At 65.9% G+C, this 25,684-nt stretch carries 23 protein-coding genes; 12 read left to right on the top strand and 11 right to left on the bottom strand.

Annotation, left to right across the window (positions count from 1 at the left end):
- Positions 1–3: 3 nt before the first annotated feature.
- Complete coding sequence (locus tag J1M81_RS13045) at positions 4–978, top strand: ROK family protein (protein WP_027497367.1); 975 nt, start codon at positions 4–6, stop codon at positions 976–978.
- Positions 979–1,155: 177 nt separating this feature from the next.
- Entirely contained in the window at positions 1,156–1,884 is a 729-nt protein-coding gene (locus J1M81_RS13040; protein ID WP_032399969.1) for a 1-acyl-sn-glycerol-3-phosphate acyltransferase, read from the top strand.
- A 9-nt stretch (positions 1,885–1,893) separates the two neighbouring features.
- On the opposite strand, the gene J1M81_RS13035 is transcribed toward J1M81_RS13040, so the two are convergent.
- Positions 1,894–3,186, bottom strand: a complete 1,293-nt coding sequence (locus J1M81_RS13035) for a glycosyltransferase 87 family protein (RefSeq protein WP_206498154.1) — start codon at positions 3,184–3,186, stop codon at positions 1,894–1,896.
- A gap of 80 nt (positions 3,187–3,266) precedes the next feature.
- Between J1M81_RS13035 and J1M81_RS13030 the strand changes: the two genes are divergently transcribed.
- Together J1M81_RS13030 and J1M81_RS13025 are read left to right on the top strand one after the other, a co-directional pair.
- Positions 3,267–3,758: a polyadenylate-specific 3'-exoribonuclease AS gene (locus J1M81_RS13030; RefSeq protein WP_032399970.1), complete on the top strand. Its 492-nt coding sequence runs from the start codon at positions 3,267–3,269 to the stop codon at positions 3,756–3,758.
- Between the two features lie 45 nt (positions 3,759–3,803).
- The gene (locus tag J1M81_RS13025) at positions 3,804–5,189 is read left to right on the top strand and encodes a class II 3-deoxy-7-phosphoheptulonate synthase (RefSeq protein WP_027497364.1); all 1,386 of its coding nucleotides are present in this window, start codon (positions 3,804–3,806) and stop codon (positions 5,187–5,189) included.
- A gap of 38 nt (positions 5,190–5,227) precedes the next feature.
- Here the strand turns inward: J1M81_RS13025 and pknB are convergent, their stop codons facing one another.
- Positions 5,228–7,204, bottom strand: coding sequence for a Stk1 family PASTA domain-containing Ser/Thr kinase (pknB, locus tag J1M81_RS13020; protein WP_206498153.1), 1,977 nt, complete (start codon positions 7,202–7,204; stop codon positions 5,228–5,230).
- Positions 7,205–7,388: 184 nt separating this feature from the next.
- Here pknB and J1M81_RS13015 point away from each other — a divergent pair, with 184 nt between their 5' ends.
- Positions 7,389–7,760, top strand: a complete 372-nt coding sequence (locus tag J1M81_RS13015; RefSeq protein WP_027497362.1) for an Rv2175c family DNA-binding protein — start codon at positions 7,389–7,391, stop codon at positions 7,758–7,760.
- A gap of 18 nt (positions 7,761–7,778) precedes the next feature.
- Here J1M81_RS13015 and J1M81_RS13010 read toward each other — a convergent pair whose 3' ends face one another.
- The 4 genes from J1M81_RS13010 to J1M81_RS12995 all read right to left on the bottom strand — a co-directional run bounded on the left by J1M81_RS13010 (position 7,779) and on the right by J1M81_RS12995 (position 13,282).
- On the bottom strand, positions 7,779–8,759 hold the full coding sequence (locus J1M81_RS13010) for a phytoene/squalene synthase family protein (protein ID WP_032374358.1): 981 nt from the start codon (positions 8,757–8,759) through the stop codon (positions 7,779–7,781).
- Positions 8,760–8,770: 11 nt separating this feature from the next.
- Positions 8,771–10,408: an alpha-(1->6)-mannopyranosyltransferase A gene (locus tag J1M81_RS13005; protein ID WP_032374357.1), complete on the bottom strand. Its 1,638-nt coding sequence runs from the start codon at positions 10,406–10,408 to the stop codon at positions 8,771–8,773.
- Positions 10,409–10,568: 160 nt separating this feature from the next.
- The gene (gene crtI, locus J1M81_RS13000) at positions 10,569–12,152 is read right to left on the bottom strand and encodes a phytoene desaturase family protein (protein WP_196249560.1); all 1,584 of its coding nucleotides are present in this window, start codon (positions 12,150–12,152) and stop codon (positions 10,569–10,571) included.
- Positions 12,153–12,163: 11 nt separating this feature from the next.
- The gene (locus J1M81_RS12995) at positions 12,164–13,282 is read right to left on the bottom strand and encodes a polyprenyl synthetase family protein (protein ID WP_045841359.1); all 1,119 of its coding nucleotides are present in this window, start codon (positions 13,280–13,282) and stop codon (positions 12,164–12,166) included.
- Between the two features lie 179 nt (positions 13,283–13,461).
- On the opposite strand from J1M81_RS12995, the gene metF reads away from it, so the two are divergent.
- On the top strand, positions 13,462–14,388 hold the full coding sequence (gene metF, locus J1M81_RS12990) for a methylenetetrahydrofolate reductase [NAD(P)H] (RefSeq protein ID WP_032374356.1): 927 nt from the start codon (positions 13,462–13,464) through the stop codon (positions 14,386–14,388).
- A 13-nt stretch (positions 14,389–14,401) separates the two neighbouring features.
- Here metF and J1M81_RS12985 read toward each other — a convergent pair whose 3' ends face one another.
- Genes J1M81_RS12985 through J1M81_RS12965 form a run of 5 tightly spaced genes read right to left on the bottom strand, consistent with a single transcriptional unit; the run spans position 14,402 to position 19,404 of the window.
- Positions 14,402–15,550: a glycosyltransferase family 2 protein gene (locus J1M81_RS12985; protein ID WP_032374355.1), complete on the bottom strand. Its 1,149-nt coding sequence runs from the start codon at positions 15,548–15,550 to the stop codon at positions 14,402–14,404.
- Between the two features lie 37 nt (positions 15,551–15,587).
- A complete protein-coding gene (locus tag J1M81_RS12980) occupies positions 15,588–16,322 on the bottom strand; it encodes a DUF3153 domain-containing protein (RefSeq protein ID WP_045841254.1) in 735 nt (244 codons plus the stop codon).
- Positions 16,323–16,353: 31 nt separating this feature from the next.
- Positions 16,354–17,178 (bottom strand): carotenoid biosynthesis protein, encoded by an 825-nt coding sequence (locus J1M81_RS12975; RefSeq protein ID WP_032374354.1) that lies wholly within the window; start codon positions 17,176–17,178, stop codon positions 16,354–16,356.
- Complete coding sequence (locus J1M81_RS12970) at positions 17,175–18,782, bottom strand: NAD(P)/FAD-dependent oxidoreductase (RefSeq protein ID WP_027497356.1); 1,608 nt, start codon at positions 18,780–18,782, stop codon at positions 17,175–17,177. The genes J1M81_RS12975 and J1M81_RS12970 overlap by 4 nt, the downstream gene beginning before the upstream one ends.
- Positions 18,783–18,786: 4 nt before the next feature.
- Positions 18,787–19,404 (bottom strand): N-acetyltransferase, encoded by a 618-nt coding sequence (locus J1M81_RS12965; protein ID WP_027497355.1) that lies wholly within the window; start codon positions 19,402–19,404, stop codon positions 18,787–18,789.
- A gap of 202 nt (positions 19,405–19,606) precedes the next feature.
- On the opposite strand from J1M81_RS12965, the gene J1M81_RS12960 reads away from it, so the two are divergent.
- The 6 genes from J1M81_RS12960 (at position 19,607) to J1M81_RS12935 (ending at position 25,629) form a co-directional block, all read left to right on the top strand.
- On the top strand, positions 19,607–20,056 hold the full coding sequence (locus tag J1M81_RS12960; RefSeq protein WP_230074380.1) for an SAV_6107 family HEPN domain-containing protein: 450 nt from the start codon (positions 19,607–19,609) through the stop codon (positions 20,054–20,056).
- Positions 20,057–20,294: 238 nt separating this feature from the next.
- Entirely contained in the window at positions 20,295–20,729 is a 435-nt protein-coding gene (locus tag J1M81_RS12955) for a DUF3040 domain-containing protein (protein WP_027497353.1), read from the top strand.
- A gap of 614 nt (positions 20,730–21,343) precedes the next feature.
- Positions 21,344–21,775 (top strand): division/cell wall cluster transcriptional repressor MraZ, encoded by a 432-nt coding sequence (mraZ, locus tag J1M81_RS12950; RefSeq protein WP_027497352.1) that lies wholly within the window; start codon positions 21,344–21,346, stop codon positions 21,773–21,775.
- Between the two features lie 219 nt (positions 21,776–21,994).
- Positions 21,995–23,035 carry a 16S rRNA (cytosine(1402)-N(4))-methyltransferase RsmH gene (rsmH, locus tag J1M81_RS12945; protein WP_032374353.1) on the top strand — a complete coding sequence of 347 codons (1,041 nt, stop codon included), beginning with the start codon at positions 21,995–21,997 and terminating at the stop codon, positions 23,033–23,035.
- On the top strand, positions 23,032–23,637 hold the full coding sequence (locus J1M81_RS12940) for a hypothetical protein (RefSeq protein ID WP_241258023.1): 606 nt from the start codon (positions 23,032–23,034) through the stop codon (positions 23,635–23,637). The genes rsmH and J1M81_RS12940 overlap by 4 nt, the downstream gene beginning before the upstream one ends.
- Before the next feature lie 120 nt (positions 23,638–23,757).
- Positions 23,758–25,629, top strand: coding sequence for a penicillin-binding protein 2 (locus J1M81_RS12935; protein WP_032374351.1), 1,872 nt, complete (start codon positions 23,758–23,760; stop codon positions 25,627–25,629).
- Positions 25,630–25,684 lie beyond the last annotated feature (55 nt).

The following is a 25,684-nucleotide window of genomic DNA, read 5'->3' as shown; positions in this document are numbered from 1 at the left end:
CGAATGAAGCGTCATCATCAGCGATTGACGGTCGGGATCGACGTGGGCGGCACGAGCCTGCGCGCCTCGGTTGTCGACGCGGACGGTCAGGTGCTCGACTCGACCGCAGCACCCACGCCCCACACTGCTCGTGCACTCGAGCGTGGTCTCGACCGCGCCGTGCAGGAGCTGGCCGGCCGACACGACATCGCTGCCGTCGGTCTGGCCGTGGCGGGTTTCATCGATTCCGACCGCACGACGGTCCGGTTCGCCCCGCACCTGCCGTGGGTCGACACGCCGGTCGCAACCGAGATGAGCGAACGCATCGGACTACCGGTGTTGCTCGAACACGACGCCAACTCCGCGGCGTGGGCGGAATACCGTTTCGGAGCGGCTTCGGGTGGCCGCAACGTGGTGATGGTGGCGATCGGAACGGGAATCGGTGCGGCGCTGCTGATCGACGGCCGAATCTATCGAGGGAGCCACGGGGTGGCTCCCGAACTCGGTCACATTCAGGTGGTGCCCGACGGACGAGCGTGTCCCTGCGGCAAACGCGGGTGCTGGGAACGGTATTGCAGCGGTACCGCACTGGTGGATACGGCGGTGGAGTTGTTGGCCGCAGACCCGTCGTCCTCGACGAGGTTGGCGCGCGAGGTCTTCCTCGATCCCGGCTCGTTGACCGGGCGTCGGATCGCGAGCGCCGCGCACGACGGCGACTCGATCGGCCGACGCACCATGGAGGATTTCGCACACTGGCTCGGCGTCGGACTCTCGATGGTCAGCGATGTGTACGACCCCGACCTGATCGTGTTGGCCGGCGGTGTGGCCACTTCATCGAGTCAGTTCCTTGCTCGTGCCACGGACAAGTACGCCGAGCTCGTCACCGGCGCGGGCCATCGCCCGCTGGCACGGATTCGCAGCACCGAACTGGGCGAGGCCGCGGGGATGATCGGTGCGGCCGAGCTCGCGCGAGCACAGTTCGTCACCACCGCACGATGACGGTTCGGACCCACCCCGTGTGATGTCGCACGTCTCCTCCTCGTCGATGTGGCTGGTGTCATAAACCCTGGGTACAGTTCACTACGCGGCACGGTTCGAGAACGCACGGCCGCAGTCGGTTCGCTCCGCGCGAGCCGGCACACCATCGATTGCCGACCATGATCAGGGAGCACGTCAATGTGGTACTGGCTGTTCAAATTCGTCATCGTGGGGCCCCTGCTCATTGCCCTGGGTCGGCCCACGATCGAGGGTGCGGAGAACATTCCGACGCACGGCCCGGTGATCCTGGCCAGCAACCACAAAGCGGTTCTCGACTCGTTCTATCTTCCGCTCAAGACCCCGCGGCGCATCACCTTCCTCGCCAAGAGTGAGTACTTCACCGGCTCGGGTCTCAAGGGTGCGTTCCAGAAGTGGTTCTTCACCGCGGTGGGTCAGGTGCCCATCGACCGCACCGGAGCCGACGCGGCGCAGGACGCACTGAACGCCGGTGCCCGCGTGATCGAAGCCGGCAAGGTGCTCGGTATCTACCCCGAAGGCACCCGGTCGCCCGACGGCCGGCTCTACAAGGGCAAGACCGGAATGGCGCGCCTGGCATTGCAGACCGGCGTTCAGGTGGTGCCGGTCGCCATGATCGGCACCGAGAAGATGAACCCGATCGGTTCGCGCCTGTGGCGTCCGGCAAAGGTCACCATTCGCGTCGGCAAGCCCATCGACTTCTCCCGGTTCGAGGGAATGGCAGGAAACCGATTCGTCGAGCGCGCCGTCACCGACGAGGTGATGTACGACCTGATGCTGCTCTCGGGTCAGGAGTACGTCGACGTGTACGCGGCCTCGCTGAAGAAGGTTGCGACACCCGAAGATTCGGCTCCGTCCGCGCGCCGTATCCCCGACTCGAAGGCCAGCTGACGACTGCGGTCAGTGAACCGCGGTGTCGCTTTCCTTCGGGGTGACCCGAGGCGAGAGGTTCACGGCCGCGACGGCGACCACAGAGGCCAGCGCCCACCACACGTAGGCGGATGCGGCGAACTGATCGACCAGCGGCCAGTCGAGTCCACTCCATCGACCTTCACCGAGTTTCCAGTGCGGTGCGTACACCATGATCGCCAGTCCGACGGCAACCAGAGCGAGTAGCAGTGCGCTTCGACGGCGGTATCCGACGGCGGCCAGCACCATCGCGAACGGTATTGCCCACACCCAGTGGTGTGACCAGGAGACCGGCGAGACCAACAGGCCGAACATCGCGTTCACGGTCAGCGCCAGGGCGATCTCACCGGCGGCGAATGCTTTGCGCATCGCGATTCCCGCCACGAGCAGTACCCCTACCGACAGTGCGATCCACAGAATGGAACGGGGGAACTCGTCCATTCCGAGGCGGGCCAGTACACCTGTGATGGACTGATTCGCCGGGTACCCCGGTCCGCCGATCCGATCGGAATCGATGATCGTCTCGGTCCAGTACTTCACCGAGTCCGACCAGGTGAGCGCAAACCCGATCGCCGTGAACATCGCGAAGCTCAGTGCCGATACCACCGCAGCGCGAAAGTCCTTGCGCAGCAAGAAGAACAAGACGAAAACTGCGGGAGTGAGTTTGACGGCGGCGACCAGACCGATCAGCACACCCCGAGGCCACCGAGTCTTCTTCGGCAAGCAGTCGAGCGCGACGAACATCATCAGAACAATGTTGATCTGCCCGTAGTTCAACGTGGACGTGACCGGCTCCAGTACGAGGACGGACACCGCGAACACCGCGCCTGCACTCCACCACACGAGCGTGCGAGGGCGAACCCCCAACGAGATCAGCGTGAGCACAACGGTCGCCAGCAACGCGAGCATGGACAACGACGTCACCGTCATCGATGCGGCGTAGAGCGAGACCTTCGAGAGCGGGCTGAACAGAGCGGCAGCAATCGGGGGATACGTGAACGGCAACGTGGTACCGGTCGCGATGGGAGGAAGCTGGCCGTACAGATCCCCGCCCCGAGCGAACACCTCTCCGCCGAGCCGGTAGACGTCGAGATCCAGTCGATAATGCTCACCCAACGTTCGCAGCCCGGGAAACCCGTTGAGATGGAAGAGCACACCGACCGCCGCCGCGACGACAACGACGACCCTGCTCGACGCCACCGCCCAACGCGGCCACCGGCGTCGCGTCGGGCCGGCAGGCTCCGACGCTTCGGCGACCGGACGGTTGGTGTCGGACGAAGTCACAACGTTCCCTTTCAGGGCTTGTTCGGCTCGGTTCTGCGGTGTGTGGGGGACGTGCCGGGGCACGCGCTAGGGTGAGCCGCGTGCGCTACTTCTACGACACAGAGTTCATCGAGGATGGTCGCACAATCGAGTTGGTGTCGATCGGTGTGGTGTCGGAGGACGGTCGCGAGTTCTATGCGGTGTCCTCCGAGTTCGACCCCGAGCGGGCGGGCCGGTGGGTCCGGCGCAACGTCTTACCCAAGCTGCCACCGTACTCGTCGCCGTTGTGGATGAGCCGATCCCGAATTCGCGACGAACTGCTCGAATTCCTCGTTCCGCACTACGGTGCCGAGGTCGAATTATGGGCATGGGTGGCGGCGTACGACCACGTGGCGCTCTGCCAGCTGTGGGGATCGATGACCGAATTGCCGCGTTCCCTGCCTCGATTCACCCGTGAGCTCCGTCAGCACTGGGAGGATCGCGGCAGTCCCGCGCTTCCCGCGGTGCCCGACGACGCCCACGATGCCCTGGCCGACGCGCGCCACAATCTGGCCAAGTTCCAGGCGATCGAGGAGTACTCGTACCGCGGTTGAACACCCGTTGTCCTGCGGTGACGGCGGTACGAATATCCTGTAGCGGTGAACTGGACTGTCGACGTACCCATCGATCGCTTGCCCGACCTGCCGCCGCTGTCTCCGACACTGCGCACTCGATTGGACGACGCGTTGGCCAAGCCGGCTGCGCAGCAGCCGCAGTGGGATCCCGAGCAGGCCGGCGAGATGCGCAAGGTGCTCGAGAGCGTTCCGCCGATCACCGTCGCAGGTGAGGTCGAGGCGCTGTCGGACAAGCTCGCTGCCGTCGCCCGCGGCGAGGCGTTTCTGCTTCAGGGTGGCGACTGCGCCGAGACGTTCGTCGACAACACCGAACCGCACATCAAGGGCAACATTCGCACGCTGCTGCAGATGGCCGTCGTACTCACGTACGGGGCGAGCATGCCGGTGGTCAAGGTCGCGCGCATCGCCGGCCAGTACGCCAAGCCTCGCTCGTCGAACATCGATGCGCTCGGCCTGCAGTCCTACCGCGGCGACATGATCAACTCGCTGGTGGCCGACGAGAGCGTGCGCGGCCACGATCCGTCACGGCTGGTGCGCGCTTACGCCAACGCGAGTGCGGCCATGAACCTGGTTCGGGCACTGACCGGAGCCGGGATGGCCGACCTGCACAAGGTACACGACTGGAACCGTGAATTCGTCGCGCAGTCACCCGCCGGAGCCCGCTACGAGGCGCTGGCCGGGGAGATCGACCGCGGCCTGCGGTTCATGGATGCCTGTGGCGTCTCCGACCCCAATCTGCACACCGCCCAGATCTTCGCGAGCCACGAAGCACTCGTCCTCGACTACGAGCGCGCGATGCTGCGGCTCGACAACACCGACGATCACCCCAAGCTCTACGATCTGTCGGCTCACTTCCTGTGGATCGGCGACCGCACTCGCCAGCTCGACGGCGCGCACATCGCGCTCGCCGAACTGATCTCGAACCCGATCGGGCTGAAGATCGGACCCACCACGACCCCCGAGATGGCCGTCGAATACGTCGAGCGCCTCGACCCGACCAACAAGCCGGGCCGCCTGACGCTGATCTCGCGCATGGGCAACGGCAAGGTTCGCGACATCTTGCCCGCCATCATCGAGAAGGTGCAGGCCACCGGACACCAGGTGATCTGGCAGTGCGACCCGATGCACGGCAACACGCACGAGGCGTCCACCGGATACAAGACCCGGCATTTCGACCGCATCGTCGACGAGGTGCAGGGCTTCTTCGAGGTGCACAACGGCCTCGGCACCCATCCGGGCGGAATCCACGTCGAACTGACCGGTGACGACGTCACCGAATGCCTCGGCGGAGCCCAGGACATCTCTGATCTCGACCTCGCCGGGCGCTACGAAACTGCCTGCGACCCGAGACTGAACACTCAGCAGAGCATCGAGCTGGCATTCCTCGTCGCCGAGATGCTTCGCGGCTGATCGCCGGCACCGCCCTGGCGGGTGAGGGCAGCCGGGGGTCAGGGCAGTGAGACGACCATGACCTCGGAGTCCGGTTCCACCCGTGAACCGGCTCCGGGGCTCTGGGAGATGACCAACGAGCCGTCCGTGTCGACCACCTGACGAACATCGATCGTCAGTCCCAGCGAGTCCAGAGTCGTGCGTGCGGATCCCACCGAACGGCCGAGGAGCGACGGCACGGTGACTGCGGTCGACACGTCGAGGACGGCGGTGGTGCCGGACTTGACGGTCTGGCCGGCCTTCGGATTCGTGCCGATCGCTTTTCCGCCGTCGGTGTCCTCGTCGAACGTCTCGCGGACCTCGTCGACGGTGATGCCGACCGATTCGAGAGTCGTCCGTGCCTGATCGACGCTCTGTCCGCGGACGTCGGGAACCTGCACCGGCGGTGCACCTTTGCTGCGCAGCACGGTGACTGCGGCACCGGTGTTCAACACCGTTCCCGGCGGGGGATCGAGCGCCGCGACGCCGCCGATCGGTGCGGTGGTGCTGAATGCCTCGCCGCCGTCGACCGGGGTGAAGGTTCTGTCGCGCAATTGCTGCTGCATGTCTTCGACGGAGGCGTCGGAGTCGATGGAGGGGACGATCGGGCTGCCCAGTGAGACGAGCAGGAACACGGTGTCGCCCTTGGCGATTCGGGAACCACCGACGGGGTCGGTGCCGATGAGCAGATCGGTCGAGACGGTGTCGGAGTACGTTCCCCGAACCGTTGCTTCCAAGCCCGACGCTTCGATCGCGCTCGTGGCACCGGTGGTGTCGAGACCGTCGACCATCGGAACTGCGGTGTATCGGCCCGAGCCCATCCACCAGCCGCCGAAACCGACCAACACCGCCAGCAATGCAACGACCACCAACCAGACGACGATGGCCCGCCGGGACCGTTGGCGATCGGCGGCGAAGTCGGGAAATTCGTAGTGTCGCCGGCCCAGGGGTGCCGCCGGCTGCGGGTCGTCCGGTTGCGGTTCGTACTCGATTTCGCGGGATGTCGGTGACGTGACCACTCGGGTGTGGTGCACGCCGTCGGGCGGCGGTACCGGGGGAGCACTCTGCACTACCTGGGTGCGGGTGGGCGGTTGTCGATCGCCGGCGACTGTCGTCGGTGCGCCCGCAGCCGCGGAGCTCAGGTGCTGTGCCGAACGCTGGGGAGCGGGCACCCGGTACGCGGGAAGTGCCAGCGCCGACGCGGCAGTGCGCAGCGCGCGGGCCATGTCGTCGGCGTTGCGGTATCGGTGTTCCGGGTCGCGGACGGTGGCGTGTTGGACCACGTCGTCGAACTGTGGTGGCACGCCTGCGATGAGGGTCGACGGGAGCGGAACGTCGTTGTCGATGCGCTGGTAGGCGATGGACAGGGATGTGTCGCCGGTGAACGGGGTGCGTCCGGTGAGCAGCTCGAACAGTACGATTCCGACGCCGTAGACGTCGCTGCTCGCGGACGCGGAGCCGGTGGTGACCTGTTCGGGAGACAGATACGCGGCCGTGCCCAGAATCACACTGCTCGAGGTGACGGTGGAGGCGGCGACGGCTCGGACCAGCCCGAAGTCGGCGATCTTGACGTCTCCGTCGTCGCTGATCAGGATGTTCTCCGGTTTGATGTCTCGGTGCACCAGACCGGCGCGGTGTGCGACGGCGAGAGCCTCGAGCACGGGGCGAACCACGGCGACTGCGGCGTGCGGCGGCATGGGCCCGCGCTCCCGCAGCAGCTCGCGCAACGTTCCGCCCTCGACGAGCTCCATGACCAGGAATGCGTGATCGCCGTCCCGCCCGTGGTCGTACACGGCCACCAGACCGGGGTGGCTCAGCCTGGCCACCGCGCGTGCCTCGAACTCGAATCGCTGAACGAACTGCGGGTCCTCGGCGAACTTCGGATCCATGATCTTCACCGCGACAGGTCGATCGAGTCTGGTGTCGAGTCCGCGGTAGACCGTCGACATTCCGCCCCGTGCGATCGGTGCGTCTATTCGATATCGACGATCGAGCATCGAACCCGGTATCACCGAACCTCCCCTCGTCGTCCTCGATGTGTCCGCTCGAAATCCGGACGCCTGACGACGATGGTATCGGCGCCGTGGGTGCTCACCGACGATCGTGGTTCGTGTCTTCGGTCTCCGTGGCGGGCCGCGTCACTTTTGAAGTCTGGACGCCGGACCCGTTAACGTTACCCGCGTGAGTGCCATTCCCTACGCCGACGACGTGCTCGATCCGTCGGTTTCTCTGCTGCAGTTCGCCGATGTCGCCAAGATCCTCGACGTCCCCAAGACGCGCGTCGAGCAGCTCGTGCGGGATCGTCAGCTGTTGGCTCTCAAGCGTTCCCGCGTCCCCGGCGTGCCCGAGCAGTTCTTCGACACGACCAAGGGCGAAATCGTCAAGGGTCTGCCCGGCCTGCTGGCGGTGCTGCACGACGGCGGCTACGAGGACGAAGAAATTCTGCGGTGGTTGTTCGCCGAGGACGACAGTCTGCCCGGCACCCCGGTCGCAGCGTTGCACGGTGACCTGATGCGCGAAGTGATCAGACGCGCTCAGGCAATGGCCTTCTAGCAGCTGGAACAGCGGTCGTCAGCGGACCGTGGCGCGCTTCCAGCCGGTGACGGCGAACTGCGGCAGCGCGACGCGTGCGCGCGTCCACTGCGGCACGGTCGCGCGCTGGGAAAGCACCCGGTAGCCCTGCGCTTCGACCTCGTCGAGAATGCGGCCGTACAGAATGGACGCCGTTCGCATGGACGGACGCACTCGCGGATCCAACATGTCGATCCCGGCGTCCGACGTCCGGTAGATCGACCGGGTGACGGCGATCGAGTGGGCGAGGGCGCGGGTGACTCTGGCATCGACCGAGCCGGTGGTCCGGCACCACCGCAACAGATCCTCGTCGACCCCGAAGGCCGCCAGTTCGTCGGTCGGGAGATAGATGCGGTCGCGGTCGAGGTCCTCACCTATGTCGCGGATGAAGTTGGTCAGCTGAAACGCCTCGCCCAACGCCGCAGCCGACGGCTCCGCCTCGGCTCGCGGAACCACCGTTCCGAGAATCGGCAACATCTGCAGTCCGATGACTGCGGCCGATCCGTACATGTACTCGTTCAACTGCTCCATCGTTCGGTACCGCGAGACGAACATCGCGCTGCCCGGGATGTCCATGCGCATCGAATGCATGAACGCGAAAAAGTAATCGTGGGGAATCTCGTACCGAGCGACCGTGTCGCACAATGCGCTCAACACCTGATCGGATGTGCTGTCGGACAGCGGTTTTCCGGCCAAGGCGTCGCGCACCCGGGATTCGATGATGTCGAGTTCGACGATTCTGCGGGCGTTCAGTTCGTCCGAACCGACCGCGATGTCGGTGCCCTCGAGGTCGACGATGTCGTCGACCATCCGAGCGAAACCGTACAGAGCGTGCACGGCTGCGCGCTTGTCGACGGGCAACAGTCTGGTTGCCAGAAAATAGGTCTTGCCGTGCTGGGCGTTCAGTTCGCGGCAGATGCGATACGCCTCGTGCAGAGCAGGATCGATGTCGGTCAGTTCTCTCGATACGCGGGCACTCATGGCGCGGGACCTCACGGTGTGGCGTCGTCTTCGGTGGAGACGGGCGCGGTCTTGGGGGCGTTGGGTACGGCACGGTGTTCCCGGGAGCGGTCCGATCGCAAACGCAACGGGTCGACTCGGGTCAGCGCCAGCGCGGCAACGACTGCAGCGAAAACTGCGAGGGCCACGTGCACGAACGTGTACAGGCCGATGGATCCGTCGGGTTGGAACACCAGCATCAGCCAGGTCGACAGGCCGGTGAGAACCATCAGAGTTCGGCGGGACAACGCAAAGCCGGCCGCGATCGCCAACGGCCACGAGTAGTACCAGGGCAGCGCGGCGGGGGAGAGAACGACAGTGGCGACAAGAGCGATCAGGATGCCCTTGACCGCGTCCCGCTCGGATCGGCGGCCCAACCACCACGCCCCGGCCAGGATGACCACCAAGGCGATCGCGCACAGCAACCTGGTGACGTCGAGAACCGGTCCGAGACGCAGATCGAGGAACCACGAGGTGCTGACGGTCACCAGATGCGCGAGGATCGTCGGCAGTGACAGCCAGTTGATGATCTTCGCCGAGCCGGACAACGCCGTGAGCCAGCCGATGCCGACTCCGGCGATCACGGACGCGACGGCGAACACCGCGACGAAGACGGCCGCTCCGATGCCCGCGGTCTTCGTGAACGCCAGAATCGGTGCAGGCGGTGTGCGGCCTTCTTCGCGCGCCTTGTCGCGGAGGTGCAGCATCCAGATCCACACGAGGAACGGCAGAGCGAGACCGGCAGTTGCCTTGATGGCCACGGCGATCGCCACCAGCGCGATGCCGGCCACGTGGCGACGCTCGAGCGCAAGCACGATGCCCGCGGTCATCAGGCCGACCATGAGCAACTCGTTGTGCACTCCGCCGATGAGGTGGATCAGCACCAGGGGATTGAGCACGGCGAGCCACACCGCCGTTGTGGCGCGCCCGCCCAGATGGGTGGCCAGTCGCGGGACGGCCCACATCATCAGAGCGAGCCCGGGAAGCATGGTCAGGCGAAGCAGCATGGTTCCGGCGATCACATTGTCGCCGGTCAGGCTCGTGATGCCGCGACCGAGGAGAAGGAACAGCGGCCCGTACGGGGCAGTGGTCGTGGTCCACACGTTGCTGACGTTGTCGAGCAGGATTCCCGGATTGGCCACGGGCCCAACGGCATACGGGTCGAAGCCGTCCCGTAGCAACGCACCTTGAGCGAGGTACGAGTAAGCGTCGCGGCTGAACATCGGCACCGACAGCAGCAGCGGTGCCGTCCACGCGGGCACGATCCACCGGAGCTCGCCCACCGTGGTGCGGCCGTGCAGCGTGGCTCTGCCGAGCCTGACCCAGGCGGTGATCATCAACAGCACACCGGCCCAGACGATGACGGTCGACAGCACGAAGCCGTGGCCGAATCGCAGCCACGACAGATGCATCTCTTCGAGCAGAGGGTCACGACGGCGCACGCTGCCCGCGCCGAATCCACCGAACATGATGCAGACCGCACCGAGAACCCCGAGGATCGCTGCTTTGCCCTCGGGACTTCGCAGGAAGTTTCCGGTGGTCGTCAGTCTCGACGGATGCCGCGCAGGCACCGGTGCAGACCCGTCCGACGAGCGCCCTTCGGAGGTGGAGTGCGACGAAACCGAAGACATTGCCGCCTGCTCCTCCTCTGCTGCGAGTCGTGTGTGTCGAGATGTGGCTCCGCGCCGACGCGTTCTCGCTGTCGGCCGAAGGATCATGGTCGCAGCAAAGATCGCGACCGGCAAACGATCGCGCTCAGCTTAGTTGGTCGACGCAGTCGATCGGACGAACCTACCGCCCTCGCGGCCCTGTCACTCGTTCTGCCGCCAGCTTGCCCGAGACCAAGACGGTCGGCACGCCCACACCGGGAGTGGTTCCGGAGCCGGCGAGAACCACGTTGTCGAGGCCGGCGACCATGTTCTTTCTCCGGAAAGGCCCGGTCTGCCGGAAGACGTGCGCGGACGAGAACGGCGAGCCCGACAACATGCCTTTGTCCGCCCACGTCTGCGGTGTGTCGATGTGATCGAGCACGAAAGCGTCGGCGAGTCCGGTGTATCCGCGGCCCTCCAGCGTCGCCAGAATCTCTCGGAGGTAGGGCTGAGCCAGTTCGGTCCAGGCGAGGGGAGCGCTGTCGAGGTTGGGGCACGGGGCGAGGATCGAGACCGGCTCGCTGCGGACCCCGTCGCGCACGACCTCGAGGCCCGAATCGCTCACCGACGGCCGCGTGATCAGCAGTGACGGATCGGCCATCAGAGATCCTTTGCCGGAGCGGGCGGTGATCCGGCGGAAGGTCTCGGCCCATTCGTCACCGAAGTCGATGGTGTGGTGCGCCCGCGCAGGCCACGACGCCGTGAGTTCGACCGGAACCGTTCCGTGGGCCACGACGGCGGACGGCGACACGACGCCGTACCCGTTGCGCCTGCCTTTCTTCGACACCGAGGCGCGATCGAGCAGGCGATCGACGACGGGCAAGTCGGCGGTGAGAATCAATGCGTCGCAAGCGATTCGACGTCCATCGGCAGTGAGGACGGCATCGGCACGGCCGCGGTCGACGGTGATGTCGACGATGTCGGTGCCCAGTTCGAGCGTGCCGCCCGCCGTCACGAACGCGTCGGCCATGGCCCGCCCGATAGCCGCCATGCCTCCCTCGGGGAAGAACACCCCGAGGGAGGTGTCCATGTGTGCGATCGCACCGTAGACGGCCAGCGCCTTCTGCGGTGCCATGCCGGCGTAGAGGGCCTGGAACGTGAACACTCGGCGCAGACGGGTGTCCTTCAGGAAACGATCGACCCGTGGCCCGAGGCGACCGAAGCCGCCCAGCTTCGTCAGCGTTGCGGTATCGGTGATCGCGGCCTTGGATCCCACGAGGTCCAGCGGCGAATCGAAGTTCGAGTCGATGAAGCGGTCGAATTCGGCATCGAAGATGTCGGCGAGCCAGCGCCGGAGATCGCGGTAGCCCTGCGCCTCGGCCGTACCGCAGGTCCGCTCGACCTCGGCGGCCATTGCCGCCGGGTCCGAGTAGACGTCGATGGACGTGCCGTCGGCGTACCGCGTGTGGTACGACGGCGACAGGGACGTCAGCCGGATCGGCGGCGTCGTGGACTCGAAGTCGGCACCCACGGCGGCCAACGCTTCGAGCACCAGGTTCGGCATCGTGAGTACGCTCGCACCGTTGTCGATGTCGTAGAGATGCGTTCCGTCGGAGTCGGTCACCGGATACACCCCCACGCGGCCGCCCACGGTGTCGTCGCGCTCGACGATCGTGACCTTCTTGCCTGCGCCCAGTAGGTGGAGCCCCGCGGCCAGGCCGGCCAATCCAGCTCCCACGACGACGACCGAGTCGGTGCGGCCGGGAACGGTTCGGATCGTAGACATGACGCTCTCTTTCAGTACTGCCGTTGGATGGCGGCGGTGGCCATGGCACGAAGGTGTTCGGCGGCGATCGGATCGATGGAACTGTCGTCCAGCGCGGCAACGGCCCGGGTGCCCAGTTCGTCGATCTGTCGTTCGACGGCGTCGACGGCGCCCAGTTCGGTGAGTATCGATCGGATGTCGGCGACCTCGCTCTCGCTGAGCTCGGTACCGAGACTGGCTCGAATCTTCGCCGCGTGATCGGGACGGCTCGCGTCCGCTTGTTGCAAGGCCACGGCGATGAGCACCGTGCGCTTGCCCTCGGTGATGTCGTCACCCGACGGCTTGCCGGTGATCTCCGGGTCGCCGAACACGCCGAGCAGGTCGTCGCGCAGCTGGAAGGCAATGCCGATGTCGGCACCGAAGCTGCGGTACGCCGCAGTCAGCGGTTCGCCGGCCCCGGCAAGAACGGCCCCGAGGTGCAGCGGGCGTTCGACTGTGTAGGCGGCGGTCTTGTACCGGTTGACGCGCATGGCTGCCGCGACGCTCTCGTCCGTCCCGGCTTCGGCCTCGATGTCGAGGAGTTGACCGCCGAGCACCTCGGTACGCATCGCGGACCACACGGGCTGCGCCCGCCGCGCCGCGTCCGTGTCGATACCCGACTCGCGCAGCATGTCGTCGGCCCAGCACAGCGCCAGGTCGCCGACGAGAACGGCAGCGGAGACACCGAAGTGATCTGCCGAGCCCGACCACCCCGCATCGCGATGTCGCTGAGCGAAGCCGACATGCACGGTCGGAAAGCCTCGGCGGGTGCGGGACGAGTCGATGATGTCGTCGTGGATCAATGCGCAGGCCTGGATCAACTCGAGTGCCGAGCACGCACGCAGTACTGCGTCGGCGCGGTCCCCGGTGGGCTCACCGCCCGCGCCGAGCCACGCGGTCCACGCGAAGGCTGGGCGCATGCGCTTGCCGCCGCGTAGTACGAACGCCTCGAGGTCGGCCACTGCGGCCGGGTAGCCACCGCCGACGCTGTCGACGACCGCACGACGCGAGGCGAAGAACTCCGCGAGCTTCGCATCGACGGAATCCCGTAGCGACGTCGCATTCACGGACACAGAGTTGGTGGGCGCGGACAGGTCTCCGGACAGGACGATCCTCCAAGGTCTTCGTGGGAAAGACGCGTTACAGTCCCACAGTAATAGGCACCCGAACCCGGCACCGACGAGCAGTGAACTACGCCGTCGGGGGATGCCCAGCGGGCCGGCGGCGCAGCGCAACCTATGATCTTCGGGTGAGCGAAGATTCCGTCAGGGGGCGGTCGAGCCGAGGATTCGTGACGAGGACGCCGTCGATCGTCGACCGATTGCGGACCGAACCCGAAGCGAGGATCCCGTTCTCGGTGGAGTTCTCGCCCCCGCGCGACGAGGCTGCCGAGGCCAGGTTGTGGCAAGCAGTGCGAGAGTTCGAGCAACTCCAGCCCGCGTTCGTGTCGATGACGTACGGCGCAGGTGGTTCCACCCGCGATCGAACGGTGCGCGTCACCGGTCAGATCGCCGAGGAGACGACACTGCTGCCAGTGGCGCATCTCACTGCCGTGTCGCACAGTGTCGCCGAGTTGCGCTCGATGGTCGGGTCGTACGCCGACCGCGGCATCACCAACATCCTCGTTCTTCGCGGTGACCCCCCGGGAGATCCACTCGGCGAGTGGGAGAAGCATCCCGAGGGAGTCGAGTACGCGGAAGAGCTGGTGCGTATGGTCCGCGAACTGGGCGACTTTCACGTCGGAGTGGCGTCGTTCCCGGAAGGCCATCACCGCGCCGACGATCTCGAGCAGGACACCAGGTGCCTCGTCGGGAAGCTGCGTGCGGGAGCGGAGTATTCGATCACGCAGATGTTCTTCGACGTGGACGACTACCTGCGGCTGCGTGATCGCGTCAGCGCATACGACCCCGAGCAGGGTGCCAAGCCGATCATTCCCGAGATCATGCCCATCACCTCGCTGCGTTCGGTGCGCCGGATGCTCGAGCTCTCGGGCACGACATTGCCGTCGCATCTGGACGAGAAGTTCACTCGCGCAGCAGGATCCGGAGCCGAGGAAGACAAGGCCGCGGTTCGAGAGGTGGGTATCGAGCTCGCCACGAGCATCGGCGAGCGGCTCATCGCCGAAGGTGCGCCCGGGCTGCACTTCATCACGTTGAATTTCGCGCGCGCGACACGTGAGGTTCTGAGCAACCTGGGGCTGGCAGCGGCGCGCGTCTGATCTGTGATCGGCGTTACGACGTCGGCATCGGACGCGACTTCCAGCTCAGCGCGCCGCGGCGTCGTCGCACGTGGGATTCCGCAACGAGCCCGATGAACGCGAGAATCGACAGCGGGTGCACCGCGGCGTCGACTACGTCGCGAGCGCCGAATCGGGGTCCCGACTCGCGCCGACGAGATGCCACGCGCGATACGGTCCCGGCGAGGTAACCGACGAGACCCAGTCGCCGCGTCGAACCGGAACCGAAGACCGCCGCGACCGGCGGCAACAGGTAGACCGTTCCCAGCGCAAGGGCAGCCGTGGCCGAACCGACGGGCCCACCGAACTCGTTCCACAGCCACCGGCTGTAACCCGCCCGAACATCGGCGGCCGAGCGGTACATCCGGCACCGTACGAACCCGGCACCGGAGGCAACCGACGTCGAGAACCCGCGTCGACGCAGGACACGCGCGATGTCCAGATCCTCGGTGGCACTCGACGCGACGCAGCTGTGGCCGCCCACGACGCGATACGCGGCCGCATCGAACGCCATGAACTGCCCACAGGCGACGGCCATCGACGGCAGCAGCGTCGCATTGCCGACCGGCACGGGCAGCGTCGACATCCACGACCACGCGAGCAGCGGTTGGACGAGGCGTTCGGCGAGACCACCCGCCACCTGCTCGGGCCAGGGGCACGTCAGAGCGTCGCCGCGGCGGCGCAACCTTCTCGCAGCGGCGGCGACGGCCTCGGGTTCGAGCCGGACATCCGCGTCGACGAACATGACGATCGTCGTGTCCACGTCGACCGAGTCAGCCAGTTCGGCGCACGCGGCGGCTTTACCCGTCCACCCGGGCGGCGGCGACGCGTGGGAGGTCACGACGCGGAATCGCGGATCGCCGTTAGCCGCGGTGACGGCAGCGGCTGCCGTTCCGTCGGTCGAATCGTCGTCGAGGACGACGACCTGCAGGTCGGTGCAGAATCGTTGACGCGTGAGATCGCCGATCAACGCGGGCAGCGTGTCGACTTCGTTGCGCGCGGGGATGCACACTGCGACCCGTTCGGTGACGTCACGGCTCGGTCGACGCAAACCCGGCACGAACAGCGCATTGAACACCGCGACGGCAGCGGAGGTGGAGGCGAGAACGGCAGTCGCCCGAGTCGCCCGGGTCAGGACCGTCATTCGGCGAGATCTGTCGTGCGGGACGAGATGGGGGTGATCACACCGACGTTCGGTCGTTCGACTCGCCCGTCTCGGCAGCGCGCTTACGACGGTTGCCCAACGGTGGGTTCCGCGACACCCAGGCCATGGCACCGACGATAGCGGCCACTCCGACGGTCACGCCGCCCACGATGCCCGCCCAGCCGGCGAAGCTACGAGTGTTGGGGTCCGGGTAGTTGACCTCGGCACGCACCGAGGTGACTTCGCCTGCCGGCAGCTTCCACGAGATCGAGTTGTCGCTTTCGCGAGTGCCGTTGGTGGTCCCGATACGGGCGGGAAACGCAATCGTGAACTGCACGTCGGACCCCTGCACCGGTACCGACGACAGGTCGGCATTACCGGCGAGCGTCACGGTGTCGCCCGAACGCTGCAGGGTCAGCTGAAACGATCCGGCCGCGTTCTGGAAGATCGAGCCGAGTGTCTGAACATCACCGAACGAGAGGTCGTCGAAGATGGCCTGCGACCCGACGTACCCGTCCTGGTTGTACGGCTCGACGCGGACCTTGTCCTCGATCGAGGAGGGCACCACGAGTTCGGGGCCGGTGTCGGTGTCGGAGGTAGGGACCGTCGCCGCGACGATCTGACCCGCCACACGGTCGTTGGCCGACACACCCATCGTGACCTGAACCCGCAAGCAGCCGGCCAGCATCGGCGCGACCAGCAGCGTCAGGGCGAGCACCGAGAGAACTCGGCGTCGGCGGGTTCGAGCGGATGTTCGTGATGTCGACTGCACAGCGACATCGTGCCAGGGCGTCGCGTCGGTGTCAGTCGGCAGGGGTTGCCATCGGTGCGTGTCGGCTACGTAGAGATCCGCGACGACGTGCGATCCACAGCAACGGGATTCCGACACTACCCATGACGACGAATCCGTAGGCGGCCGAGAATCGTAGTTCGGGTCCGTCGAGGAACACCGCGTGCGCGAGCGCCGAACCCAGCCACGTCCACAGGAACAGCCCGATGGGAACGACGTCGTCGGACGCGCGCGGGGCCACCACGCGGTTCACCGCTTCCATGACTGCGGCCATCAATGTCGCCACCAACAGCCAACCCGCGTAGTTGGTCAACGGGATCGACGACACACCCGGCAGTCCGACGGCACCGGACGTCCAGGTCCACTGGCCGTCGGTGACCATCTGAGGATCGAGATACAGGTCCCAGCCCACCATCCCGACTGCGACCGCGGCGATTCGGAATGCAGACGCTCGGAGCCGTGTCGCACCGAGATGGCCGACGATGAACGTGACCGCGCACCAGATCGGATAGAACCCCGCCGTCCAGGCGAGTGGAACCACCACGGGGACCTCGAACAGGCTGGGGCCGAGTCGATTCTGCGCGTAAAAGTACTCGCCGAAGGGAAACCCGGTGGCCGTGCCGACGAGCTCGGACACGAATCCCGTTCCTGCAGTCAGGATCACGAGAGCCGCCGCCCACAGCTTTCCGCGGTACAGCACGGCGTGCGCGATCGACGCCAGCGCGAGTAGCGCGACCACCGCGATGGTCACCGCGTCCCGCGTCGAACCCGATACGAGCGGATAGCAGATCTGGGCGGCGACGGCACCGATCGCGAAGACCGTCGGGGCAATCTTCATGCTCGTCTCCTGCTGAAGAATGCGCGACGACGCCCCGCGCGTGCGTCCGCGAGTGCGATTCTCGCCGCCGAACGGCCGCTGGCCGCTGTGACGCCGCCTCCCGGGTGAGTCGACGCGCCGGTGAGATAGAGACCGTCTGCTCCGGGAACGCGGTGGCCGGCCAGTTGGGGATGAGGACGCCACATCATCATCTGGTCCAGTGACATGTCCAGGTGCATGATGTTGCCTCCGATCAGTCCGAGTTCCTGCTCGATGTCCGGCGGCGACTGTACGTACCGATCGAGGACCGACGCGGCGAATCCAGGGGCGTAGCGATCGAGCTCGGCGACGATTCGATCACCCTCGACCTCGGCCAAAGAACGTTGCCCCGGTACGTTCGAGCGCCACCGGCGGCCATCGGCGAGAGTGTGCGGATGCCACTGCGACCACAGGGAGATCTGATGCTGACCCGGCGGCGCGATCGTCGGATCGAGGGCGCTGAACGACATGCCGAGAACAGCGGGTTTCGGCGGCAGCTCCCCGGCGAGAGCGTGCCCGTGAGCCAACCGCAATTGCGCGCGGTCGCGGACGAGCAGCGCGAGACCGTGGGTACCGTCCTCGATGCAGTCGGCGCTCGGGTACTGCGGCAGCGCGTCGGTGGCCAACCGAACCGCGGTACCGATCCCCGGACCCACCCGAATGGTGGAGCGCCACCGGGCCAGCTGCGCCGCGTCGTGTCCGCCCTCCGCCAGCAGGTCGAGCGTGGTCAGGATGTGACACCCGGCCACGACGATCGTGCTGTCGATCTCCCGTCCCGACGCGGTCCTCGTCGTCCAGCCATGCGCGCGACGCGTCAGCGATACGGCGGCATCGCCGAGCGTCAGCGCTGCCCCGTCCCGGTGCAGCCGGGCGATCATCGCCTCGGTCAGTGCGCCGCTACCGCCGACGGCGCGGCCCGGTGGGAGCGTGTGCATCAGAGCCGCGAACCCGACCATCGGGGCGGTGCCGGGCTCGGACATCGGCGGGCCGGACTGCGCTCCGAACCATGCCAGCGCAGCCTTGAGTCGCTCGCTCGTGAACATTTCGTCCAGCAGGGAATCGCCGGTGGCAAGAAACTCGCGCGAGAGCGCGCTGCCGCCGTCGGGCGCACCGAGTCCCCAGAAGGATCGGAGCAGTTTGGACCCGGTGGGCGGCCCACCGAATGCGCGCATGGTGCGTTCGCTGCGCGGACCCCACACCGAGACGAAGGAACGGTAGGCGCGCGCATCGGCGGGCCCGCAGGCGGCAGCGATGGACTCGCACGTTCGATCGAGGCTGCGATGGAAGACGATGGCGCGTTCGGCGGTGTCGACGTCGCCCGGGGCGAATGCCCACGGATCGCAGTCGATGTAGCGCAGCCCGAACTCCTCGAGTCCGAGCTCTTCGACGATCCCGGTGTGCCTGATCATGATGTGCGCGGACGAGCCGCGGTCGACTCGATGGCCGGGGAAGCGCTCCACCGTCGACACCGCACCGCCCGCGACGGTGTCGCGTTCGACGATCTCCACCGACATTCCGGCATCGGTCAGGTAGCAGGCAGAAGTCAGGGCATTGTGGCCGGAGCCCACCACCACAGCATCGATCACACCTTCAGGCTACGGGCCCGTCGAGCGGCAACCGGCGGCCCAGCACCGCGAAGGGGCGCCGGTCGCCGGCGAACGTGAAGTGCCGCAGTACGTCCTCGAAGCCGAGCCGTCGATACAACCGCCAGGCGCGGTTGTCCTCCTGCGCGACCTCGGGTGTGGACAACATCACAGAGTGCGCTCGAACACCGTCGAGCAGCCTGCGACAGAGACGCCCGCCGAGTCCGTGTCCTTGCGCGCTCGGTAGTACGTGCAATTCGGTCAGTTCGAAGTAGTCGCCGAGGGTGGCGTCGACGTGCTGTGTCGAGTGTCCGGCGCGGCGCAATCCGTCGCGGACCTGCTGATGCCACCACTGATGGTGCGCGCCGTGATACCCGTACGCAACGGCGACCAGCGTGTCCGGCTGCGTCTTGTCGGGATTGGGCACCATGGCTCCCACCGCTCGCCAGCCCGGCCGGTGCAGATGCTCCGTCCACATCGGTGCGCGGCTGTGCTCGGTTCCGCGGGGATATCCCATGGCCTCGACGTAGATCGCCAGAGCTTCGAACAAGCGCCGACGGAATTCCTGGGGCGTCAGATCGACCACGTAGGGGGTTGTCTGCGCATCGGTGACGACGGTTCTCACCCTTTCTTCGGCAACTTGTCGGTGGGCACAGCTATATTGAATGTGTCGAACGGGTGTTCGATGATCGGGGCCGAGCGCGCCGGTGGATCACCTCGACGAACGAGGCGGATTCTCCCGGAGTTCGACTGTAAGGCTTCATCACGGTTCCAGGCGTGTCGGTAGCGCGCCCGGAGATTCGAACTGGAGGTGTTCGAGTATGACGATGACGAAGACATTCGATGTCGGCGTGCGGTCGCCGGTGTCGCGTCAGGCGCAGGTCCTGCTCGGTCGAGCCGATGCGTTGCTGTCCGAATCCATCGGTGAGCGCGATGCGGGGGACCGCTTCCTCGGAAGCTACATCGCCGCACTCAAGGGTGCTGCCGCAGTCCTGGCATCGCTGCCCAATTCGATCGGCTCGCGGCCACGTTCACGCAACGCCTGGGTTCTGATGGCGAAGGCTGCGCCGGATCTGGCGATCTGGTCCGAGTACTTCTCGTCCTTCTCCGCAACCCGCGCGGCAGTCGAGGCGGGTGCCTCGTCCGCTGTCGGAGACGTCGACGCCGACGACTTCTATCGACACGTCAGTCGTTTTCTGAACGCGGTCGAGGACCGGTTGGGCGGTCAGTCGAGGTTCCAGCCCGTCGATCCGATGGCGGCACCGCTGTCCGCATAGCCCGCCGCGTCGATTCCTCGAGTTCGAACGGACGTGAACGGCCACGTCACACGGTGTTCGACAAGTGTTTCCGAGACGTCCGTCTCGAAAACTTGGTCGTTTCTCAGGAACACATAGTGCGAGTAGGTGGTAAGCGGCCGATTCAGCTCGTATCATCGTCAGTAGGTAGCCGCCAAGGTCAGCTTCCCGTCGCTTCTGAACCGAAACGACTCTCATTATCTGTGCAGGGGGAGGTACCGTGCCACTCTCCGAGCACGAGCAGCGCATGCTCGATCAAATCGAGAGCGCTCTCTACGCCGAGGATCCCAAATTCGCGTCCCATGTGAGGGGCGGTCGCGTTCGCGCGGCGTCGAGCAAGAGGCGTTTTCAGGCTGCCGCGTTGTTCGTCGTGGGACTCGTGTTGCTCGTCGCCGGTGTAGCACTGTCGACGAACAGTCTGGGTTTTCTCGTCGTCAGCCTCATCGGCTTTCTCTTCATGTTCGGTGCCGGGGCACTGTTCTTGTTCGGCGGCTCCAAGAAGGGAGCTGCCGCGACCGGCGAAGAAGGTAGCGCAAGCGACCGAGCCGGCACGCAAGGTCGTAGTGCTCAGCCGAAATCGAGTGGTGGCCGCAAGGGCGGCAGCTTCACCTCTCGAATGGAAGACCGTTTTCGTAAGCGGTTCGATCAGGAGTGATATGACTCCGCCGTCCGGATCTTCCTGGGCCTGACGGTCACCCACCACAACTTCACCGATTCGACAGCAGCACCTCACCCTCGGGTGAGGTGCTGCTGTCGTTCCACGGCTCTTCGATACGGCGAGCATTCCGTAGCCCCTGTCGCGCGGCGTGCTCGATCAAGTGCGCCCCAGCGACGACGCGGGGCGATCGTTCCCGTGCGGTGGTTCCCGGGTGGTGGTTCCCGAAAAGAACTGGCGCACATAGGCACGGGCTTTGGGGTTGGCACGAGAGGCCGCCGTCAACTTTCGAGAACGCTCTGCGAAGTCTGCCGCGGTGTAGACAGCAAGGCTGAAATCCTGCCCCCCCCACCCAGTCCCCACTTTCAGGGTTCAGCTGCGCTTGTCAGGCGGGTTGTCGCACAAAGTGCCTGCTCGCGACGCCGCGCGCCCCGGGGGATTGCGTCGGCCAGATCAGGGCCGACGTCGAACGCGGCAACCTGAACGGGCAATCTTCTTGCGTCTGAGCTGCGGATATGTGGTTGTCCACAAAGTTTTCGGGCTGTGAATGGTTCGAAGTGGGGGAGAGTGGGGTAAAGTGGTCCGCAGCGGAGAGTCGAGGCTGGAGGTGGCGAGTGTTTCTCGGTACCTACACGCCGAAGCTCGACGACAAGGGTCGACTCACGTTGCCGGCCAAGTTTCGGGACGCGCTTGCGGGAGGTGTCATGGTGAGCAAGGGGCAGGATTTCAGCCTTGCTGTCTACACCGCGGCAGACTTCGCAGAGCGTTCTCGAAAGTTGACGGCGGCCTCTCGTGCCAACCCCAAAGCCCGTGCCTATGTGCGCCAGTTCTTTTCGGGAACCGACGAACAGCGGCCGGACGGACAGGGCCGTATCACCATCAGTCCCGAGCACCGTCGGTATGCGGGACTCGAACGCAACTGCGTGGTGATCGGATCGATGGACTTCATCGAGATCTGGAACGACGAAGCCTGGGCCCGCTACTCCGCCGAGAACGAGCAGGATTTCTCCGACGCGTTCGACGAATCCCTCGGAGGGATCTTGTAGACCACCGAGGCCGGCTGCGAGTGCAGCGAGGCCTCTGCCCGATCAGAACCCTGACGTTCTTCCCCAACGCCAGGTTTCGCAGATCAGGACCCTGACGTTCTTCCCCAACGCCAGGTTCCCTATCGGACAGGGACCTCGAAGCATTCGCACCGGCCGCAATGGACGACCCGCAGGGCCCGGACCCGGGCGAGAAGTACGTATACGCAACCGGGAGGGACCATGACGGAGGGAGCCGGGCCGGACGAGAACGACGCGTCCGCCGACCGCACTCACCGTCGCTCCGGCGGCCCGATCCACGTCCCCGTTCGACTCGAGCGTGCCGACGAGCTTCTCGGGCCCGCAGTGGAATCGGCGGACGACCCCGACACGACTCGGGTCATGATCGACGCCACGCTCGGACTCGGCGGTCACGCCGAACACTTTCTACGGAAGTATCCCGGTCTGCACCTCATCGGACTCGATCGCGATCCTGACGCGCTCGACAAGGCGGGTGCCAGACTGGCCGCGTTCTCGGATCGAACGACTCTGGTGCACACCACATACGAGGGCATTGCCGCCGCCCTAGACGAGGCCGGACTTCCCGCGACCTATTCCGTTCACGCCATCCTGTTCGACCTCGGAGTCTCGTCGATGCAGCTGGACGAGTCGGACCGCGGCTTCGCGTATTCCGTCGATGCACCGCTGGACATGCGGATGAATCCGACGCAGGGCATCACGGCAGCCGACGTGCTCAATACGTACTCGCACGGCGATATCGCTCGCGTGCTCAGCACCTACGGAGAAGAGCGGTTCGCAGGCAAGATCGCGTCCGCAATTCTGCGGCGACGTGAGCACACGCCGTTCACGACGAGCGGCCCGTTGGTCGAATTGCTGTATGCCGCAATACCGGCCGCGACTCGCCGCACCGGTGGGCATCCGGCAAAGCGAACTTTCCAGGCGCTGCGTATCGAGGTCAACGGGGAGCTCGATTCGCTCAAAGCCGCGGTGCCGGCCGGACTCGACGCCTTGGCCGTCGGCGGCCGCGTCGTCTTCATGTCGTATCAGTCGCTCGAAGATCGAGTTGTCAAGCAGGAGTTGGCCCCTCGGATCAAGTCTCGAAGTCCCGAGGGATTGCCGGTCGAACTTCCCGGGATGGGTCCGGAATTTCGGCTGTTGACCAGAGGTGCGGAACGCGCCTCGGACGAGGAAATCGAAGTCAACCCACGCTCGGCCCCGGTGAGGTTGCGCGCCGCCGAACGGATTGCAAGGAGAGCGGAATGACGGTTCCAGGCACAACTGTTGGAACACAACGCAATCGGGTTCCGGCTACTCGACCCGAGCGGGCCGGCCGCGGTGGTCGGTCCGGAGCCGCATTGCGCGCCTACGAGCGCAGGCAGCAGCGTGCCTCGATACATACGTCGGATTCTGCTCGCGGTTCAGCGGCCTCACTTCGCCCGACGCTCAACGGCAGCGCCATTGCGGCTCGAATCCCGTTCGTAGCCCTGGTCATCGGTCTGCTTGCCCTCGGGCTCGGCTTGACGTTGTTGTTGACGACGCGCTCGGCGGGCGACTCCTACGACCTCAGTGCCGCCAAGGCCGTCAACGCCGAGCTCGCACAACAGCGTGCCTCCTTGCAGCGTGACGTCGAGCTCGCGGAATCTGCGCGCGAGCTCGCGCGCAAAGCCCGAGGGCGGTGTGCAGGTCGTCGGCACGCCCGCTCCCGCCGACGGTGCGCCGGTTGCACCCCTCGATCCGCCTCCCGCCACCGGCTCGGGGGAGGGCTCGGTTCCGAGTGCGTCGACACAGAATCCCGCACAACAGTCGGCGCAGTCGCAGACTCCGAGAAGTGCGTCGCAGCCCACCAGGCCGACGGGCACAGGTGACACCCGTGCCGCCACGCCGAGTGCGCCCAATGGTGCCGGAACTGCCGCGCTTGCTGAACAATTGGTTCCCATGAGCACCCCCTCGGCTCCCGCCCCCGGCGAATCCTCCGGTGACGAGCAGTGACCAGGCCGTCGCCTGCGTCACGTCCCCGGCCCGCAGATCGAGCGCGGCCGGGACGAAAGCGTTTGGACTCGTCCACATTTCGTTTTCGGCACGGTACGGGCCGCATCTTGATGTACGTGGCCTTGGCGGTCGTCGCGGCACAGTTGCTCTGGATACAAGGATTCGATGCGCCGACACTGTCGGCCGAGTCCGCCTCGCAGCGCACCACCACCCTCGTCGATCCGGCGATGCGCGGCTCGATCCTCGATCGCAACGGAAACCCGATCGCTTTCACCATGGAAGCGAAAGCGCTGACGTTCCAGCCGGTCCGGGTTCGTAGAGAACTCGACGAGGCACGCGCGAAGGATCCGACGAAGCCGGAAACCGACAAGTACCTCGACGACATCGCCGAGCGGATCCACAGCGATCTCGGTGACGTCGTCAGCAAGAAGGATCTGCTCGCGAAACTGAAGAGCAACGACGAATTCACCTATCTGGCACGGGGTGTGGACGCCACCGTGGCGTCGAACATCAGCAAGGAATTCAAGCAGGTCGGGCTCGAACGTCAGGACATCCGCGAGTACCCGGGTGGCTCGCTCGCCGCGAACATCGTCGGGGCCACCGGGTGGGACGGACACGGCCTGCTCGGGCTCGAGGATTCGCTCGACGCCACGCTCGCCGGTACCGACGGATCGCAGACCTACGATCGCGGCTCCGACGGGGCCGTCATTCCCGGCAGCTGGCGCGACAAGCAGCCCGCGGTCAACGGCTCGAACGTGGAACTGACCATCGACGCGGACCTGCAGTACTACGTACAGCAGCAAGTGCAGCTGGCGAAAGATCTGTCCGGGGCCAAGAATGCGTCTGCCTACGTTCAGGATTCGCACACCGGCGAAGTGCTGGCCATGTCGAACGACAACACGTTCAACCCCGGAATCGGCGTCGGAAACAACGAACGGACCAAGGAGATGGGCAATCTGCCCGTCACGACGCCGTTCGAGCCCGGTTCGGTCAACAAGATCATCACTGCTGCAGCCGCTATCGAGTACGGGCTCACCACACCCGACGAGGTGCTGCAGGTACCGGGCAACATCTTCATGTCCGGTGTCTCGGTCCGGGACGCCTGGGAACACGGAGTTGCGCCGTACACCTCCACCGGAGTGTTCGGTAAGTCCTCCAACGTGGGGACTCTGATGCTGGCTCAACGTGTCGGCGAGGATCGGTATGCCGACATGCTGAATAAGTTCGGCCTGGGCCAGCGCAGCGACGTCGGCCTCCCCAACGAGAGCGCAGGCAGCGTGCCCAGCCGCGATCAGTGGTCGGGCGGTACCTTCGCCAACCTGCCGATCGGGCAGGGTCTGTCGATGACGCTCCTGCAGATGACCGGGATGTACCAGGCGATCGCCAACGACGGTGTGCGCATCCCGCCTCGGATCGTCGCGGCAACGGTGGACGCCAACGGCGAACGATCCGAGACGCCGCGACCCGACGGGGTGTACGTGGTCAGTTCCGATACGGCGAAGACGGTCCGCAACATGTTCCGGTCGGTCACCCAGGACGACACTGGAAATCAGCGCGGTACCGGAGTCGCCGCGGGTGTCGAGGGCTACCAGATCAGTGGTAAGACCGGTACGGCCCAGCAGGTCGATCCCGAGTGCAAGTGCTACTCGAACTCGAAGTACTGGATCACGTTCGCGGGTATCGCTCCGGCCGACGATCCTCGCTACGTGATCGGGATCATGCTGGACGCGCCGTCCCGCAGTGCCGACGGCTCGGGAGGGCAATCGGCCGCACCGCTGTTCCACAACATCGCCAGCTGGCTGTTGCAGCGCGACAGTGTTCCGATGTCCGCAGACCCGGGCCCCAAGTTGGTTCTTCAGGCCGACTGAGGCTCGAATCTGTCGGTCCGGGAATCGGGGCGGCAGCATGCCGATCGCGGTCGCC

The organism is Rhodococcus sp. KRD175 (assembly GCF_017168275.1).
Taxonomy (GTDB): Bacteria; Actinomycetota; Actinomycetes; order Mycobacteriales; family Mycobacteriaceae; genus Rhodococcoides; species Rhodococcoides fascians.
Note: the sequence above shows the minus strand (reverse complement) of the source record. Positions and strands in the feature narration are given on the sequence as shown.

Excerpts from the sequence above, each read along its gene's own strand:
- crtI (WP_196249560.1), bottom strand. The coding sequence starts at position 12,152 with ATGTCTACGATCCGAACCGTTCCCGGCCGCACCGACTCGGTCGTCGTC.
- pknB (WP_206498153.1), bottom strand. The coding sequence starts at position 7,204 with ATGCTCGATCGTCGATATCGAATAGACGCACCGATCGCACGGGGCGGA.
- J1M81_RS12975 (WP_032374354.1), bottom strand. The coding sequence starts at position 17,178 with ATGAAGATTGCCCCGACGGTCTTCGCGATCGGTGCCGTCGCCGCCCAG.
- J1M81_RS13010 (WP_032374358.1), bottom strand. The coding sequence starts at position 8,759 with ATGAGTGCCCGCGTATCGAGAGAACTGACCGACATCGATCCTGCTCTG.
- J1M81_RS13040 (WP_032399969.1), top strand. The coding sequence starts at position 1,156 with ATGTGGTACTGGCTGTTCAAATTCGTCATCGTGGGGCCCCTGCTCATT.
- rsmH (WP_032374353.1), top strand. The coding sequence starts at position 21,995 with ATGACGGAGGGAGCCGGGCCGGACGAGAACGACGCGTCCGCCGACCGC.
- J1M81_RS13005 (WP_032374357.1), bottom strand. The coding sequence starts at position 10,408 with ATGTCTTCGGTTTCGTCGCACTCCACCTCCGAAGGGCGCTCGTCGGAC.
- J1M81_RS12985 (WP_032374355.1), bottom strand. The coding sequence starts at position 15,550 with ATGACGGTCCTGACCCGGGCGACTCGGGCGACTGCCGTTCTCGCCTCC.
- J1M81_RS12940 (WP_241258023.1), top strand. The coding sequence starts at position 23,032 with ATGACGGTTCCAGGCACAACTGTTGGAACACAACGCAATCGGGTTCCG.
- J1M81_RS13045 (WP_027497367.1), top strand. The coding sequence starts at position 4 with ATGAAGCGTCATCATCAGCGATTGACGGTCGGGATCGACGTGGGCGGC.
- J1M81_RS12960 (WP_230074380.1), top strand. The coding sequence starts at position 19,607 with ATGACGAAGACATTCGATGTCGGCGTGCGGTCGCCGGTGTCGCGTCAG.